The 14,964-nt window shown below is 72.3% G+C and carries 17 protein-coding genes; 9 read left to right on the forward strand and 8 right to left on the reverse strand.

All coding sequences use genetic code 11. The features are described from left to right. Positions 1-295: 295 nt before the first annotated feature. Entirely contained in the window at positions 296-1,201 is a 906-nt protein-coding gene (locus ABTZ58_RS31755) for a GNAT family N-acetyltransferase (RefSeq protein WP_351364197.1), read from the forward strand. Here the strand turns inward: ABTZ58_RS31755 and ABTZ58_RS31760 are convergent. Together ABTZ58_RS31760 and ABTZ58_RS31765 are read right to left on the reverse strand one after the other, a co-directional pair. Continuing rightward, complete coding sequence (locus ABTZ58_RS31760) at positions 1,198-2,091, reverse strand: Gfo/Idh/MocA family protein (RefSeq protein ID WP_351364200.1); 894 nt, start codon at positions 2,089-2,091, stop codon at positions 1,198-1,200. The genes ABTZ58_RS31755 and ABTZ58_RS31760 overlap by 4 nt on opposite strands. A gap of 197 nt (positions 2,092-2,288) precedes the next feature. Continuing rightward, positions 2,289-2,702: a VOC family protein gene (locus ABTZ58_RS31765; RefSeq protein ID WP_351364203.1), complete on the reverse strand. Its 414-nt coding sequence runs from the start codon at positions 2,700-2,702 to the stop codon at positions 2,289-2,291. Positions 2,703-2,872: 170 nt separating this feature from the next. On the opposite strand from ABTZ58_RS31765, the gene ABTZ58_RS31770 reads away from it, so the two are divergent. Continuing rightward, on the forward strand, positions 2,873-3,736 hold the full coding sequence (locus ABTZ58_RS31770; RefSeq protein ID WP_351364206.1) for an aldo/keto reductase: 864 nt from the start codon (positions 2,873-2,875) through the stop codon (positions 3,734-3,736). Positions 3,737-3,778: 42 nt separating this feature from the next. On the opposite strand, the gene ABTZ58_RS31775 is transcribed toward ABTZ58_RS31770, so the two are convergent. Then, positions 3,779-4,009 (reverse strand): hypothetical protein, encoded by a 231-nt coding sequence (locus ABTZ58_RS31775; RefSeq protein ID WP_351364209.1) that lies wholly within the window; start codon positions 4,007-4,009, stop codon positions 3,779-3,781. A 551-nt stretch (positions 4,010-4,560) separates the two neighbouring features. Here ABTZ58_RS31775 and ABTZ58_RS31780 point away from each other — a divergent pair. The 3 genes from ABTZ58_RS31780 to ABTZ58_RS31790 all read left to right on the forward strand — a co-directional run bounded on the left by ABTZ58_RS31780 (position 4,561) and on the right by ABTZ58_RS31790 (position 7,714). After that, positions 4,561-5,418 carry an aldo/keto reductase gene (locus tag ABTZ58_RS31780; RefSeq protein WP_351364212.1) on the forward strand — a complete coding sequence of 286 codons (858 nt, stop codon included), beginning with the start codon at positions 4,561-4,563 and terminating at the stop codon, positions 5,416-5,418. A 161-nt stretch (positions 5,419-5,579) separates the two neighbouring features. Beyond that, positions 5,580-7,349, forward strand: coding sequence for an ABC transporter ATP-binding protein (locus ABTZ58_RS31785; protein WP_351364215.1), 1,770 nt, complete (start codon positions 5,580-5,582; stop codon positions 7,347-7,349). Positions 7,350-7,462: 113 nt separating this feature from the next. Then, a complete protein-coding gene (locus ABTZ58_RS31790) occupies positions 7,463-7,714 on the forward strand; it encodes a DUF5133 domain-containing protein (protein ID WP_190053115.1) in 252 nt (83 codons plus the stop codon). A gap of 3 nt (positions 7,715-7,717) precedes the next feature. On the opposite strand, the gene ABTZ58_RS31795 is transcribed toward ABTZ58_RS31790, so the two are convergent. Beyond that, positions 7,718-8,728 (reverse strand): GlxA family transcriptional regulator, encoded by a 1,011-nt coding sequence (locus ABTZ58_RS31795; RefSeq protein WP_351364218.1) that lies wholly within the window; start codon positions 8,726-8,728, stop codon positions 7,718-7,720. A 184-nt stretch (positions 8,729-8,912) separates the two neighbouring features. Here ABTZ58_RS31795 and ABTZ58_RS31800 point away from each other — a divergent pair, with 184 nt between their 5' ends. Then, positions 8,913-9,386: a hypothetical protein gene (locus ABTZ58_RS31800; RefSeq protein WP_351364221.1), complete on the forward strand. Its 474-nt coding sequence runs from the start codon at positions 8,913-8,915 to the stop codon at positions 9,384-9,386. A gap of 137 nt (positions 9,387-9,523) precedes the next feature. After that, positions 9,524-9,727 carry a hypothetical protein gene (locus tag ABTZ58_RS31805; protein WP_311686317.1) on the forward strand — a complete coding sequence of 68 codons (204 nt, stop codon included), beginning with the start codon at positions 9,524-9,526 and terminating at the stop codon, positions 9,725-9,727. A gap of 72 nt (positions 9,728-9,799) precedes the next feature. On the opposite strand, the gene tgmB is transcribed toward ABTZ58_RS31805, so the two are convergent. From tgmB to ABTZ58_RS31825, 4 genes are all read right to left on the reverse strand, one after another. After that, on the reverse strand, positions 9,800-10,783 hold the full coding sequence (tgmB, locus tag ABTZ58_RS31810) for an ATP-grasp ribosomal peptide maturase (RefSeq protein WP_351364224.1): 984 nt from the start codon (positions 10,781-10,783) through the stop codon (positions 9,800-9,802). A 16-nt stretch (positions 10,784-10,799) separates the two neighbouring features. Further along, positions 10,800-10,991, reverse strand: coding sequence for a putative ATP-grasp-modified RiPP (tgmA, locus tag ABTZ58_RS31815; protein WP_351364227.1), 192 nt, complete (start codon positions 10,989-10,991; stop codon positions 10,800-10,802). A 132-nt stretch (positions 10,992-11,123) separates the two neighbouring features. After that, positions 11,124-11,435 (reverse strand): YkvA family protein, encoded by a 312-nt coding sequence (locus tag ABTZ58_RS31820; protein WP_351364230.1) that lies wholly within the window; start codon positions 11,433-11,435, stop codon positions 11,124-11,126. Positions 11,436-12,001: 566 nt separating this feature from the next. After that, the gene (locus tag ABTZ58_RS31825) at positions 12,002-13,144 is read right to left on the reverse strand and encodes a hypothetical protein (RefSeq protein WP_351364233.1); all 1,143 of its coding nucleotides are present in this window, start codon (positions 13,142-13,144) and stop codon (positions 12,002-12,004) included. 587 nt (positions 13,145-13,731) lie between these two features. Between ABTZ58_RS31825 and ABTZ58_RS31830 the strand changes: the two genes are divergently transcribed. After that, positions 13,732-14,157, forward strand: a complete 426-nt coding sequence (locus tag ABTZ58_RS31830) for a hypothetical protein (RefSeq protein ID WP_351364236.1) — start codon at positions 13,732-13,734, stop codon at positions 14,155-14,157. Between the two features lie 15 nt (positions 14,158-14,172). Then, on the forward strand, positions 14,173-14,934 hold the full coding sequence (locus ABTZ58_RS31835) for a hypothetical protein (protein WP_351364239.1): 762 nt from the start codon (positions 14,173-14,175) through the stop codon (positions 14,932-14,934). Positions 14,935-14,964 lie beyond the last annotated feature (30 nt).

Below are 14,964 nucleotides of genomic sequence, written 5' to 3' on the forward strand. Positions count from 1 at the left end.
GGAGCGGCGTCCCAGCCAACCCGTCCGTCACGAACAAATCCCCCGTAACACCGCCCACTTGGGCGCCTTAGGGCTCGCTTAACCCGCTCTTAAGGGCCGGTTGAGCCCGGCCGGGAAACCCGTGGACGGCCCGCCGGTGATCCCGTAACGTGTGGCCCGCCACGCCCCGAGGCCGATGGAAGGAGGCAGAGCCGTGCAGTTCACACCTTTCCCGCGCTCCCTCCCCGTTGTCCCGGCGTGCCTCGACTGACCGACCGGGAGCGCTCTCGCAGCATCCCCTCCCGGAGGACATCCCATGACCGATCCGGTCATCCGCGCGCTCGACGCGAGCGACGCCGCACTCTTCGACACCCTGCCCGACCCGCTGGGCGCCCGTGAGGGGCACCGGCTGACCCGGCACCGCCCCGACTGGAAGCGGGTGGCGCTGCGCGACGGCCAAGTCGTCGCCCGCGGCGCCTGGTGGGGCGGTCCCGACGACACCGAGCCCGTCAACCTCAACTGGTTCGACGTGGCGGAAGGCGAGGAGGAGGCGGGCGCCGCGCTCCTGCGCACCGCCCCCTGGCAGGTCGAACTGGAACTGAACCTGCCGGCCGGCTGGCGCGACGACCCGGCGCTGCGCGACGCCGCCGAGACGCGCGTCACCGCGGCCCGCAAGGCCGGTTACGACCTCCTCGTCGAACGCCTCCTGTACCGCTGGACCCCCGGCCAGGGCCTGCCCGAGCGGCCCGGTCGCCTTGAGTTCCGCGCCGAACCGGACGACGCCGTCTTCTTCGACGCGCTGCGCCGCATCCACTCCGCCACCCTCGACGCCCACGCGCTCAAGGCCATCGAGCAGGGCGGACTCGACCGGGCGGCGCAGGAGGAGCTCGACTTCTTCCACTGGTGCCCGTCACCACGCGCGTGGTGGCAGGTGGCGTACACCCCGCAGGGCGAGATGGCCGGCATCCACATCCCGGCCCACAACCCCTCCGGCCCGTGCGTCGGCTTCATCGGGGTCCTGCCGGACCAGCGGGGCCGGGGCTACGCCTACGACCTGCTGGCCGAGTGCACCCACTTCCTCGTGGAGCGCGGAGCGGAGTTCGTCACCGCCGCCACGGACCGGGGCAACGTCCCCATGGCCGCGAACTTCACCAAGGCCGGCTTCCCGGTGGTCCGCGAGCGCCTCAACTTCGAGCCCCCGCAGGAGGCCCGCACGTCCTAACGCGCCCCGGTTGCGCTGCCGTCCAGCAGCTCCTGGACCGCCGTGAGGATCTCCGTGACCCGGAGTCCGAACGAGGCGTCACAGGGGTGCGGGCGGCCCGTCCGGACGGCGGCGAGCAGGGCGTCCGCGGCCCGCGTCAGGGCCGGGACGGCCCCGTCGGTCCCCTCCGGCAGGACCGCGACCCCGGCCTCTCCCCGGAGTTCGACGGCGGCACCGGCCGCGGCGGGCGGTGCCGTCAGGCTCAGGGTGAGGGTGCTGGACGCGCCCCGGTCGTGAACGAGGACCGCGTACACCGTGTCCCCGGGCCCGTACGTCGCCGCTGTCACCCGTCGCACGTCGCCGAGCACCGGCAGCAGCACGGACAGGGCGTGCGGGCCGACGTCCCACAGGGCGCCCTTCTCCCGCCGCCACGGCGTCGCGAACGGGCTCTCGCTGGTGAACACCGCCCCGAGCCACTGCGCCCGGGCGGTGAACCACCCCGGCACCGCGGCCTGTTCGGCGATCCAGTCCCGCGGCCCGGGCTGGAAACGGGTCGTGAAGAACACGACCGAGGCCACCCCGGCGGTGTCGGCGGCCTCGACGACGGCCCGCCCCTGCTCGACCGTCGGCGCCAGGGGCTTGTCGAGCAGCAGGTGGCACCCGGCCCGCGCCGCCCGCACGGCGAGATCGGCCTGCACCTGAGGAGGCAGCGCCACGGCGACCGCGTCGACGTCGGCGAGGAGCGCGTCGACGTCGTCGTACGCCCGCACGCCGTGCCGGTCGGCCAGTTCCTTCGCGGCCTCGGGGCGACGCCCCCACACCCCCGCGAAGTCCAGCTCGTCGTGCCCGCCGAGAGCGGGTGCGTGGGCGATCTGCGCCCAGGGTCCGGTGCCGAGCAGTCCTATGCGCATGCCGCCGCCTCTCCACGCTGCCTGAGGGGAAGAGCGTGACACACGCCGGCGAGCGGCTCACGGGAGGGTGCGCGGTGTCCTGCGTCGCCGGCCTGGGCGCTAAGCGAGCCGCACCAGGCCGTTCTCGCCCGGCGGCCTCGCACTGGAGGCGGGATCGGGCCGCCGGAGCGGCGGCGCACCCCGGCCGGTGGTGGTGCTCAGCCCTGGGGGCTGCCGATGTTCACCATCCACGGGACGCCGAAACGGTCCGTGCACATGCCGAACTCGTCACCCCACATCTGCCTCTCCAGCGGCACCGACACCGAGCCGCCCTCGGACAGCTTCTCCCAGTAGCCGCGCAGCTCGGCCGCGTCGTCACCGCTGAGGCTGACCGAGAAGGGGCCGCCCTGCGGGACCTCCATGCCGGGCGGGTTGTCGGCGCCCATCAGGGTGAGGCCGCCGGGCGTCTCCAGCATGCCGTGCATGATCTGGTCGGCGTGCGGGGTGTCGCCCTGGCCGAAGTCGCCGTAGGAGTTGAGGGTCAGGGTGCCCCCGAAGACCTCCCGGTAGAACTCCAGCGCCTGCCGGGCGGTGCCGTTGAAGCTGAGGTAGGGGTTGAGACGCGTTGCCATGAAACCTCCCAGAACAGTGCAAAGGGTGTGCGCGCAGCGTAACGCCGGGCTCCGGACCCGGCTCGCCGAGCGCACCGCGCCCGGGGCGGGACGGCGTGTCCCCAGCCCCGCGATGCGCACCAACTGCGCTGTTAGCGTGGCCCCTTGAGCCGAGGGGGAGGACACCGCCCATGACATCGACGTTCCGTATCGGCGGGGATCTGGAGGTGCGCCGGCTGGGTTTCGGGGCCATGCACCTGCCGACCGGACCCGGCCCGGACCGTGAGAACGCCCTTGCCGTGGCCCGGCGGGCCGTGGCGCTGGGCGTGAACCTGATCGACACGGCCCACCTGTACGGCGGGGGAGCCAACGAGGAACTCCTCGCCGAGGCCCTGCACCCCTACCCGGAAGGGCTGCTGATCACCACCAAGGTGGGTGTCGCGCGCACCGGCCCAGGCGGCGACTGGAAGCTCGACGGACGGCCCGCGATCCTGCGCGACCAGGTCCGGCAGGCCCTGCGCAGGCTGCGCGTGGAACGCATCGGACTGCTCCAGCTGCACCGCGTCGACCCCGTCACACCGCTCGCCGACCAGCTGGGCACGCTGCGGGAGCTGCAGAGCGAGGGCCTGGTCGGGCGGATCGGGCTGTCCGAGGTCTCCGTCACCGAGCTGGCGCGGGCCCGGGAGATCGTCGACGTGGTGAGCGTGCAGAACCGGTACAGCCTGCTCGACCGCGAGCACGAGCCGGTGCTCGACGCGTGTGCGGCGGCGGGCATCGCCTTCCTGCCGTGGCGGCCCGTCGCCTGGGGGAAGGCCGGTACCGAGGCGACGGTCGCCGAGGTGGCGGCCGAACTGGGGGCCACGCCCACCCAGGTCGCGCTCGCCTGGCTCCTGGACCGTTCGCCGGTCGTCCTGCCGATCCCGGGGACGGCCCGGACCGAGCACCTGGAGGAGAACGTCGCCGCGGCCGGGCTGGAGCTGACGCCCGCCCAGCGCGCCCGGCTCGACGCACTGGCCGGGACGGCACGGACCGGGTCCGGGACCGGGCCCGGCTGACAGACCGGGTCGGCCGAGGGGCCGGGGTCCGTGGGCGGGGGCTCACGCCTCCTCGGACGCCCCGCTGTTCCAGTCGTACGGGCCGCCGCCGCGCCACTCGATCAGCTCGGTGTCGTCGACCGCCGTGTCGGCGGTGGGCAGGCCCTCGCGGTGCACCAGATCGAGCACGTCGAACAGGCTGTAGGCGACGCCCATGTCCTCACCGCGGATGGTCACCAGCCGTCCGCCGTCCGACGCGGGCGGCTGCACGACCACAGGGGGTTGACCGTCCATAGCCCCACCATGCGCCCGAAACCGCGGTTCCGCAGCTCGGTCGCGTCCACAAGCGGTAACGGATCCGCCCGGCGCCGGAAACTGAGCTCTCATCATTACCCCCTGAGCCCCGTCCGCCACCGCCTCGGCGTCCATGGCATGGACATGAACCGCAGGAGACGGTGATCACGCCGTCGCCGCAGGGGAGGTGGGCGTCCTGCCCGGTGGGCCGGGCCCGGGACGAACAGGCCGCTCTCGGTGAAAAGGCCTTGTCCACGAGCCGTTCGATCCGCTGCCGGGCGGAGAACTCCCCGCGGGAAGTGGTTCTCGGACATGGCAGCGACGGAGCCGGGTCCCGGGTGCATCGCCGTTTCGTTTGGGGGAGTTGAGTTCCCGGACGCGGGGTCTCGTCCCCGTGTGCCAAGGGAGCCGCCGGCGGCGGGAGGGATTCAGTTGCGTGGCTGCTGAATGCGTTCTCCTTCTTCTATTGGACGTCCGGGCGAGGGGCGTCCAGGCTGGAGTCGACCATCGCCCGAACAGCCGAAACGACAGCCGGAAGAGGTCACGAGCCCATGCACACCCGCCGCATCGGTGACGTCGAGGTCAGCGCGATCGGCCTGGGCGCGATGCCCATGTCCATCGAGGGACGCCCGGACGAGGAACGCTCCCTCGCCACCGTCCACGCCGCGCTCGACGCCGGCGTGACGCTGATCGACACCGCGGACGCCTACCACCTGCACGCCGACGAGGTCGGCCACAACGAGACCCTCATCGCCAAGGCCCTCGCCTCCCACGACCGCGGCGGCGAGGTCCTGGTCGCCACCAAGGGTGGCCATCTGCGCCCCGGTGACGGCAGTTGGACGCTGGACGGCAGCCCGCGCCACCTCAAGGAGGCGTGTGAGGCGTCGCTGCGCCGCCTCGGCGTGGAGGCCATCGGGCTCTACCAGTTCCACCGCCCCGACCCGAAGGTGCCCTACGCCGAGTCGGTCGGTGCCGTGCGCGACCTGCTCGACGAGGGCAAGATCCGCATGGCCGGCATCTCGAACGCCAGCCCGGAGCAGATCCGGCAGGCCCAGGACATCCTCGGCGGCCGTCTGGTCTCCGTGCAGAACCAGTTCTCCCCGGCCTTCCGCTCCAGCGAGCCGGAGCTGCGGCTGTGCGACGAGCTCGGCATCGCGTTCCTGCCCTGGAGCCCCCTCGGCGGGATCGCGAAGGCCGGCGAACTGGGCTCGGCCCACGGAGCGTTCGCCCGCATCGCCGAGGCGCGCGGGGTGAGCCCGCAGCGGGTGTGCCTGGCGTGGATGCTCGCCAAGTCGCCCGTGGTCGTGCCGATCCCGGGCGCGAGCCGGCCCGAGACCGTCCGGGACTCGGCGGCCGCACCCGACCTCGCCCTGACCTCCGCGGAACTGGCGGAACTGGACGCCGCCTGAGCGGACCACGGGACCCGGGGACGGACGAGCGCCGCCCCGGGTCCCACGCTGCGGACACCCCGCGACAGCTTGCGCCGCCCCCTCGTGTACTTCGGGACCGCGCGGGAAGCAAGCGCTTGCCACCGCACCATCCGTCCGGCCACCGGGGAGGACCAGAGCCGATGGCGTCGTCGTCAGAAAGACCGCTCGACCACCGCTACCGGGGCGAGCACCCGGTCCGCACCCTCGCCTACCTGTTTCGCGCCGACCGCCGGCGGCTGGTGCTGGCCGTCGTCGTCTTCACCGTCAAGCACAGCCCGATCTGGCTGCTGCCCCTGGTCACCGCGTCCATCATCGACACGGTCGTCCAGCACCAGCCCCTCAGCCGCCTGTGGACCAGCACCGGGCTCATCCTGTTCATCCTGCTGGTGAACTACCCGCTGCACGTGCTGTACGTCCGCCTGCTGTACGGCAGCGTCCGCCGCATGGGCACCGCCCTGCGTTCCGCCCTGTGCACCCGCATGCAGCAGCTCTCCATCGGCTACCACTCCCGCGTCAGCGCCGGTGTGCTCCAGGCCAAGGTGGTCCGGGACGTGGAGACCGTCGAGCAGATGGTCCAGCAGACCGCCGAGATCGGCCTCGGCGCCACCACCGTGCTCACCGGCGGACTCGTCATCATCGCCGTCCGCACCCCCGAGTTCCTGCCCGTCTTCCTCGTCGTCGTGCCCGCCGCCGCCCTGCTCGTGGCGCGGCTCCGGGCGCGGCTGCGCACCCACAACGAGCACTTCCGCCACGAGGTGGAGACCCTGTCCTCCCGCGTCACGGAGATGACCCGCCTCATCCCCGTCACCCGCGCCCACGGCCTGGAGGGCAAGGCGCTGCGCCGCATGGACGGCACCCTGAACCGGCTGCTCACCTCCGGCCTCCGCCTCGACCTGGTCAACGGCCGCTTCGGTTCCCTGGCCTGGGTCGTCCTCAACGTGGCCGGCGTGCTGGTCCTGGCCGGCGCGGCGCTCGTCTCGTACCACGGCGTCTGGGGCGTCACCCCCGGCGACGTCGTCATGCTCAGCGCCTTCCTGACCACCCTCACCAACTCCACGACGACGCTGGTGGGACTCGCCCCCGTCATCACCAAGGGCCTGGAGTCGGTCCGCTCGGTGGGCGAGGTGCTCCAGGCCCCGGAACTGGAGGACAACCAGGGCAAGGCCGAACTCACCGCTCTGCGCGGAGCCGTCACCTTCAAGCACGTCGACTACGCCTACGAGACCGACGGGCGAGCCGCCGTACGGGACTTCACCCTGGACGTGCGGCCCGGCGAGACCGTCGCCCTGGTGGGCGCGTCCGGCGCCGGCAAGTCCACCGTGCTCAACCTCGTCATCGGCTTCATCCGCCCCACCTCGGGCCGGCTGCTGCTCGACGGCACCGACATGAACACCCTCGACCTGCGCACCTACCGCCGCTTCCTGTCGGTCGTGCCGCAGGAGTCGATCCTCTTCGACGGCACCGTCCGTGAGAACGTCGCCTACGGCATGGACGACGCCGACGAGGAGACGGTACGGGCGGCCCTGCGCGACGCCAACGCGCTGGAGTTCGTCGACCGGCTCCCGCGGGGCCTGGACACCCTGGTCGGTGAGCACGGCGCCCGGCTCTCCGGCGGGCAGCGCCAGCGGCTGGCCATCGCCCGGGCCCTCATCCGCGACCCGAAGGTACTGGTCCTGGACGAGGCGACCTCGGCGCTGGACACCCGCTCGGAGGCGCTGGTCCAGCAGGCCCTGGCCCGGCTGCTGCGCGGGCGCACCACCTTCGTCGTCGCGCACCGCCTGTCCACCGTCCAGGGCGCCGACCGGATCGTGGTGATGGGCGACGGCCGGATCGAGGAGATCGGCACGCACGAGGAACTGCTGCGCCGGGGCGGGGCGTACACCGCCCTGCACAGCGGCCAGCTCACCTGAGGACGATCAGCTGGCGGTCATTTCTCGTCAGATCCGTCACTGCTGAGAAAAGGGTGTGAATGTTTCTGCGTGGTTCGGGCATACGCAGCGCAAACCACAGAGAGGGGCGCTACGTGCTCGTACCGGACCGTAAGGCCGTCAGGGAGTTGCTGACGCGGTACGCGTCGCTGCGGATCGCTCAGGCGGAGAGGCACACGCCGGCGACGGCACGCGAACTGGACGACGTCAGTTACACGCTCTGCGTGATGATGGGGACGTCCGACATCAGCGATGCCATCGCCAAGGCGGATGTGCTGCTGCTCACCAAGGAGCGGTCCGCTGCCGCGGACACGGACGGGGAGAACGGCCTGACGCTGGTCGGCTGAAGATCAGGGACCCGGGCCCGGACCCGGAGCTGCCCCGGCGGTCCGGGAACGGGCCACCGGGGCAGCGGCCTTCCCGTGGAACGCCGTGCGGTACGCGTACGGCGTGGTGCCGACCACTTTGCGGAACCGCTCCCGGAACGCCGTCGGGGAGCCGAAACCGGCCTGCCGCGCGATCCGCTCGACCGGGTGGTCGGTGTTCTCCAGCAGGTACTGGGCGCGCCGCACCCGCGCCCGCAGCAGCCACTGCAACGGCGTGGTGCCGGTCTGCTCCCGGAAGCGACGGCTGAACGTCCGCTCGCTCATCCCGGCGCGCGCCGCCAGTGTGGCCAGGGTCACCTCGTGCGCCAGGTGGTCCTCGATCCACTCCAGCAGCGGCTCCAGCGTCGACCCCCGGGGCACGGGCGGGTGCTCGTGCACGATGAACTGGGCCTGTCCGCCCTCCCGTTCCAGCGGCATGACCGACATCCGGGCGATGTTCGCCGCCACCGCCGAGCCCAGGTCCCGGCGGATCATGTGCAGGCTCAGATCGAGCGCGGCGGCCGCACCGGCCGAGGTGAGGATCTGACCGTTGTCCACGTACAGCACGTCCGGTTCCACCTCGACCCGGGGAAAACGGCGGGCCAGTTCACCCGTGGCCATCCAGTGCGTGGTGGCGCGCAGCCCGTCCAGCAGCCCGGCCTCCGCCAGGACGAACGCGCCCACGCACACGGACGCGATCCGGGCGCCGGCCCCGGCCGCCTGCCGCAGGGCCGCCAGCACCCGGGCGGACGGCGGGGGGGCGTCGGGGGCGCAGCCGGGCACGATGATGGTGTCGGCCTCGGCCAGCGCCTCCAGCCCTCGATCGACGCGCAGCGTGAAACCGCCGTCCGCGCGCACCTCCGGCGTCTCGGCGCAGAGCCGGACCCGGTAGGCCGGCCGCCCGTCCGGCAGACGGGTCCAGCCGAACGTCTGCTGGGGAGCCGCCATGTCGAACGGCACCACGTGATCGAGGACGAGGATCGCCACAGCGTGCATGTCCGCCACCTTAAGCGCATTCCCGCCAGCCCCGTGAGCCGGGGATTTAGGCGTTCATGGCCATGAGTGGGCAGGTCGGGGAGTTGGCGGGAATCCGTTGGAAGCTGTCGTTCCAGCCCATGGGAGACCGGGCCGGTGCTGCCTAACGTGAGCGCCGTCGATCGTCTTCGTGGAAAGAGCCCCGGTGACCAAGTTCCTGCTGTCCCTCCATGTCCTGGCCGCCATCGTCGCGATCGGTCCCGTGACCGTCGCGGCCAGCATGTTCCCGCCGGCGGCCCGGCGCGCGGTCCCGGCGGGCGGCGCCGCCCCCGGCCCGTCGGCGGTCGGCACGGTCGCGCTGCTCCACCGCATCTGCCGCGTCTACGCCGGCGTCGGCGTGAGCGTGCCGGTCCTCGGCCTCGCCACCGGGGCCGTGATGGGCGTCCTGGGCAGCGGGTGGCTCGTCACCTCCATCGCCCTGACCGCCGCGGCCGCGGGCGTGCTGGCCGCCTTCGTCCTGCCGCGTCAGGAGGAACTCCTCGGCCAACTCAGGGGCGAGCAGGCCGTCGACCACCGGGCCACCGCGCAACTCGCCATGTTCACCGGCATCTTCAACCTCCTGTGGGCCACGGTCACGGTCCTGATGATCGTGCGCCCCGGCTCCACGACGGGAGCCTGAGGGCCCGCGCACACCTGTCACAGATGTCCGGCCTGCGTCAAGTCATCCCAAGGAATTCACACTCCGGGACTCCGTGCCGCCTACACTCGCAGTCTCGCCCCCGCTCGGGGCCGACGAGCAGAAAGGCACGTTGACGGGTGTTCCAGGATTCCCCCATCTACGACCGACTCATCGCGGAGCGCGGCGACGTACCCGCACAGGTGCGCCGCGAGGCCGAACGTGTGAGCAGGGAACTGGAGCTGGTCATGCGGCCCTCACAGTCCCTCGGCTACGACCGCCCGCACTCCCCGGGCACGGGCTGGCAGCGCACGGCGATGCTCCCCGGCCCGCGGCCGCAGTGACCCTCCGGCCGGACCCACACCAGCACCGGTACCGGTACCCGGCCCCGAGGGTGCGGGTGCCGGGTCCGGTGCTCAACGGAGCGTGGAGTCGAGGCCGTTGAGGTGCGCCGGCTGTTCGGGCACGGGCCGCGCCAGCCACTCGGCGATGGTGCGGGCGATCGGCTGGCCGGTCTCCACCTCGACGAACCCGAACTGTCCCGACTGGTTGCACTCCAGGAACCACCAGGTCCCGTCCGCGTCCTCCACGAAGTCGAACGCCCCATAGGCCAGTTCGGCCTCGACCAGATAGGAGCGGACGGCCGCCGCGACGCGCGGCGGCACCTCGACCGGCCGCCACGGCGAGCCGGGCGCGGCGAACCGCACGTCCACCTCGTCGGCTTCCGCGTCCGCGGCGGCCGCCTTGCGCGCGGCCAGCATCCGCTCGCCCACGACGGTGAGCCGGATGTCGGCCCGCTTGGCGATCCGCCGCTGCAGCAGCGTCGGCCCGAAGGCCACGGCGGAGAAGTCCGTGTCCGGCGCGACCCGGCTCGTCGGCACGGCCCGCGGCGGATCCTGCGGGTGCGCGCCCGACACCGGCTTGACCACCAGGTCCGGGAAGCGCTCGGCGAACTCCCGGGCGGCGCGCGGGAACGTGGTGATGAGTGTCGCCGGCACGGGCAGGCCGCACCGCTGGGCGATCCGCAGCTGCCAGGGCTTGTGCCGGGCCCGGCGGGCCGCGTCGGGATGGTTCATCCACCGTGCGTCCGAACCGCGCAGCATGCCGTAGAGCGCCTGCGCGGCCTCCTCGGTGAGCCAGGCGGACGGCTGTGCCGCCCGCCCGGCCGGGACGCCGGGCCGGCGCACCCAGACCGACCGGAGCCCTCCGATGCTCACCAGCCGCCCCCCGGCGGACAGATGGCCGCGGAACCGGCCGTGCACGTACTCCCCGGACAGCGCGACGCTCCCGGTCAGGTCTGCGGGGTCGACGCGGACCACGGGGACCCCCGTCGCGTTCAGGTGCACGACCACCATGTCCGCCGTCACGTCCTCCTCGCAGGTGAGGATCAGTACGGTCATCGTCGGCGGCCCGTGGTCAGTCGTCGAAGTGCGTCTTGGAACCTGCGGTGGACGTCGTGGTGCCGAACTCTCTCAGCAGGGCGAAGTCGGAGGCCGCGACCCGACCGTCGCGGAGCACGTTCAACTGCAGTCCGGCGTCGTACACGTACGGAGTGGCAGCGTCCAACTCCACTGCCGGGCGCGCGTAGTTGAGCGCGAACGGTTGCATCGTCTCTCCCTCGTCGGTGCTGCGCCGACCAAGCGGGGGTCCAGGGGCGCGGCCACCCGGTCCGCCGACTCGTTTTGGCTTCCAGAGACTTATACGAATCGAACGGGTGGTTGGTTTCCTTACTTTCCGTAGTCATCGCGCCGGTTGCCGGTCGGGCGGGGGTGCCGTGCTGCGCTCCCGTTCGCCGAGGGAGCCGCGAACGGTGCGCAGAGCGAGCAGCAGAACCCCGATGTCGTCCAGGTACACCGGGTCGGGCAGCACGTCGACGGGCAGCACGAAATAGAGCACCGCGCCCCAGAAGACCCACCGCGGTCCCGTGGGCAGTCCGGCGCGCCGCAGATCGCGCCGGGTCCGCACGAGCCGTACGAGCATGCCGACGGCGCAGCCGAGGAAGACGGCCGCGAGCACCGCGGCCACCGTGATCACCGTTGTGGTCGTATCCACGGGCTGCCCCCTTCTGGCGTGCCGCGACCCGGGGTGTCACCTTCTGGATTCCCGTTTCCGGCGGCTGTATTGCGGCCGGGCCCGACATGTCGTCGTGTCGGCGGATTTTCCCGTGCGGGTGGTCGTCCCGATGGCTCACCCGAGTGGCACGGCGTGACGGGGTCGCCTGGTAGTGGTCGGCGTAACGTTGCTCGCACACGACGGGGGGCGCAAAAGCGGCCGCACTCTTCCCTTGGAAGCGAGTATGACCACCTGCTCTTCATCACCCCGCTCGAACGAACCTGCCAATTTCACGAGCCGAACGGGTCCGCCCAGCCGTACGCCGAGACCACCGCCGCCAGGCACCAGGTGGAGCAGACGAGCGCGCGGGCACCCGGGGTGCGAGACGTACACGGCGGTCGGCCTCCTCGACGCTCCCGGCACGGACGCAGGCGAACTCCTTCACGGAATCACGTCCCCGACGGCCTCGGCGGTCCTCGGGTACGCGCCGCACTGGAAGGCGTCGCGCTCCAGGAAGGCCCGTTGCAGGGGATGCGGTTCCACACGTGCGTCCCGCGGGGAAGGCGCTACCGCCCGGATCCCACCTGCCGGGCGTCGGCGTTCTCGTCGTCCCGGGGCGGCGCCGCGGGCAGGATCGCCTTGAAGCGTTCGAACGTGCGTGTGATCTGCTGGAGCGGGGACGCGAGGGCCGCGTCGGACGACTGCTCGCGCGGTGGAGCGGCCGCGGCCGTCTCCTGGTAGGCCGCCAGCGCCTCGTGGGCGCGTTCGGCCGCCTCCCGGTACAGGTCGCGCGACTTCGTCATGGCCTCCAGCGCCTCGGCGTACATGGCCACCAGACCGCGCTGCCGGTCCAGCTCCTCCTGGAGTGTCAGCAGGTGCCAGTCCTCCCGCAGCGCCGTCAGGGCGTCCTCGGCGCCGTCGGGCAGGGGCCGCGGCAGCGCGGCGAACCGCCTGACCGCGTCCACCAGGTCGGCCGGCTCCGAGCCGTCCAGGAAGACCGCCCGCACGGAGAAGTCCCGCGCGTCGTAGCCCTCCGGCGCCGGGGTGCCGGGCAGTACGACGGCACCGCCGCGCGGCACCTCCACGCCGGAGTCCCGCAGCGCCCAGTTCAGGCCCCGCAACTGCTGCGGTGCGGCGCGGTGCTCCACCACGCGGTGGCGCAGCCCCGGCGGCAGCCAGCGGGCCATGGGCAGCCGGCCGCGTTCGTCGGTGGTCATCGCCTCGTGGACGACCACATGGATGTGCCACCCGCCGCGCACCGCGCCGCGCAGCAGACGCCGGACCTCCCTGTCGTCCCTGGGGAGCGGGTTGATCGCGCCGAGGGACAGCCGCGCGGTGGCGTCCTGGTCCCAGGCGGTGTCCGGCTCCTCCGGCCAGAACAGCGCGGCGGGGGAGGGCCAGTCGTCGCTCCACGGCTCCTCGGCCTCGGCGGCCAGCAGCCACTCCTGCCGGTCACCCGCCCCGGCCGTCACGCTCAGCCGGGCGCGCACGGTCACACCGTCGCCGACCCGCCAGCGGGCCTCGAAGACCCGCTCGGCGGGGCCGGTCCCGGCCTCGGGCAGCTCCAGGAAGTCGTCGATGTCCTGGTCGTCCTTGCGCCGCTGCAGCGAGCGCCGGAGAACGTCTTCCGCGGCGCCTGAGGCATGGCGGCCGCGCGCCAGCCACACCGTGGCGGGGGTCATGGGGCGGGCGGTGTCGGATGTCGGCATGGGTCCATCTGTGAGCGGGAGGGCACGTGCGCCTGCCAGTATCGTCACCGCAGGCAGGTGGGTATGACCCGGGGTCACGCAGTCCCTACCCCGGCTGCGCCGCGCCATGTGCCCGGACCCGGAGTGGTGTGGCACCCGGCGGCGCCCTGCGGTGCAGCGAGGCGTGCGGGAGGTGGGCCACGCGCGCGGGGTGTGCGCGCCGCGCACACATCCGCGGATCTCACTCGTGGCCCGGCCGGTAAGCGGTCCCGACAATGGTGCGCACGAGCAGGGCCCGCCCACCATCCGCATCGGGGCGGGCCCTGCTCGCCGCGCAGCGCAGCCGCAACGGCGTCTTGCTCCTCTTATCGCAAGAAGCGCCGTCATGCCCCGTCTGACCCTGAGCCCGAGGCACACGCCTGGTCCGGTCCGCAGGCGGCCCTGTAGACCGATAGGCGTGGCTGCGCGTCCTCGTCCGGCGAGCGAACCGTCCCCGTCCTGCCGAGGTGCGTCCCGCGCACGCCGCGATCCCCCGCACGTTGTACGGCCTGCAGTCCCGAACGCCGCGTCACCACAGGGCACACACGGCTGAAGGAGAGCTGAGACAAGTGGGCATGGACAGCGCGATCAACCCCGTCGGCCGGGCGTACCTCGGCGACGTGTTCATGCGGCACCCGCTCACCACGAAGAACCAGGAGGAGCTCGACATCGCCGCCAAGGCCGAGTCCATCCTGAAACGGAACCTGGAGGCGCTCAAAAGGACCCCCGAGGGCGGAGGGGAGCAGATCGCCCCGGTGGGCTTCTCCCTCAACGGGGTGCGGTACGGCCGGTTTCCCGAGGAGGAAGGCACCGCACACGAGCGCGGATGGCGCGCCTACATGAATCTGGGCGTGCCGATGATCGAGGAGCGGAGCGACATCATCCAGCCGCCGCCCGACATGCTGTCCAAGCAGACCTACGTCAACGCCACCGACCCCATCGAGATCACCGCGACGGACACGGTCGAGTTCTCGATCTCGAACACGATCAGCTGATCCCTCCAGGGCACCGTGCAGCTCACCTTCGGGGCCAGGGCCACCGCGTCGGTGCAGGCGCAGTTGCAGAAGGCCATGGCGCTGAGCCAGTCCCAGAAGACCACGGTGAAGAACAGCAAGGACAACGTCGGCGTCGACAACGAGTCCCAGACCCAGGCGACCGGCACGACGACGGCGTCGAGCTCCGTCACGGGGACCGGGGAGCTGTCGGCCCAGCTGATGCTCGGGATCACAGCGTCGGTCAGCGGTTCGCTGACCACCGCGTGGAAGCACACCTCGTCGCTCAGCCTGAAGGTGCCCAGCCGGGTCGACGTCATGGCCACCACACGGCGGCAGATCAGGCGCTTCGACTACGCGATCCCCGTCACCTGCGGCGGGTGGATCGCCCTGTACTACCCGGAACCGGCGCCCGTGCAGTGGACGCCTCCGCAGGCGGCGACCCCGCGCCATGCGAAGGTCATCGCCTGGCCGCTCGGTGAAATCGCCCAGGCCGGCAACTACTTCGACATGGCGGACGAGAACCGGCACTTCCTGCAGAAGGGCGTGGCGGAAGTCGTCGCCGTCAGGGTCGGCGAACACCGGGTGTTCCAGCCCGAGAAGATCGACTACGTGGTGGCGACCGGTCTGGGTGTCTGCGAGGGCCTCGCTCTGGACGGTGCCGGCGACCGGATCCTCGTCAGCAACCACGCCGGTGAGCTGTGGCAGATCTCCCTGCGCGCGGCCCGGGGTCTGGACGGCGTCGGCATGGTGGTGGTGCCGCCGGAGCGCAGGGCCTGACAGAAGGGCACCGGCGGGGGACGCGATCCG

Source organism: Streptomyces sp. NPDC094143 (assembly GCF_040303825.1).
In the GTDB taxonomy this organism is placed as follows: Bacteria; Actinomycetota; Actinomycetes; order Streptomycetales; family Streptomycetaceae; genus Streptomyces.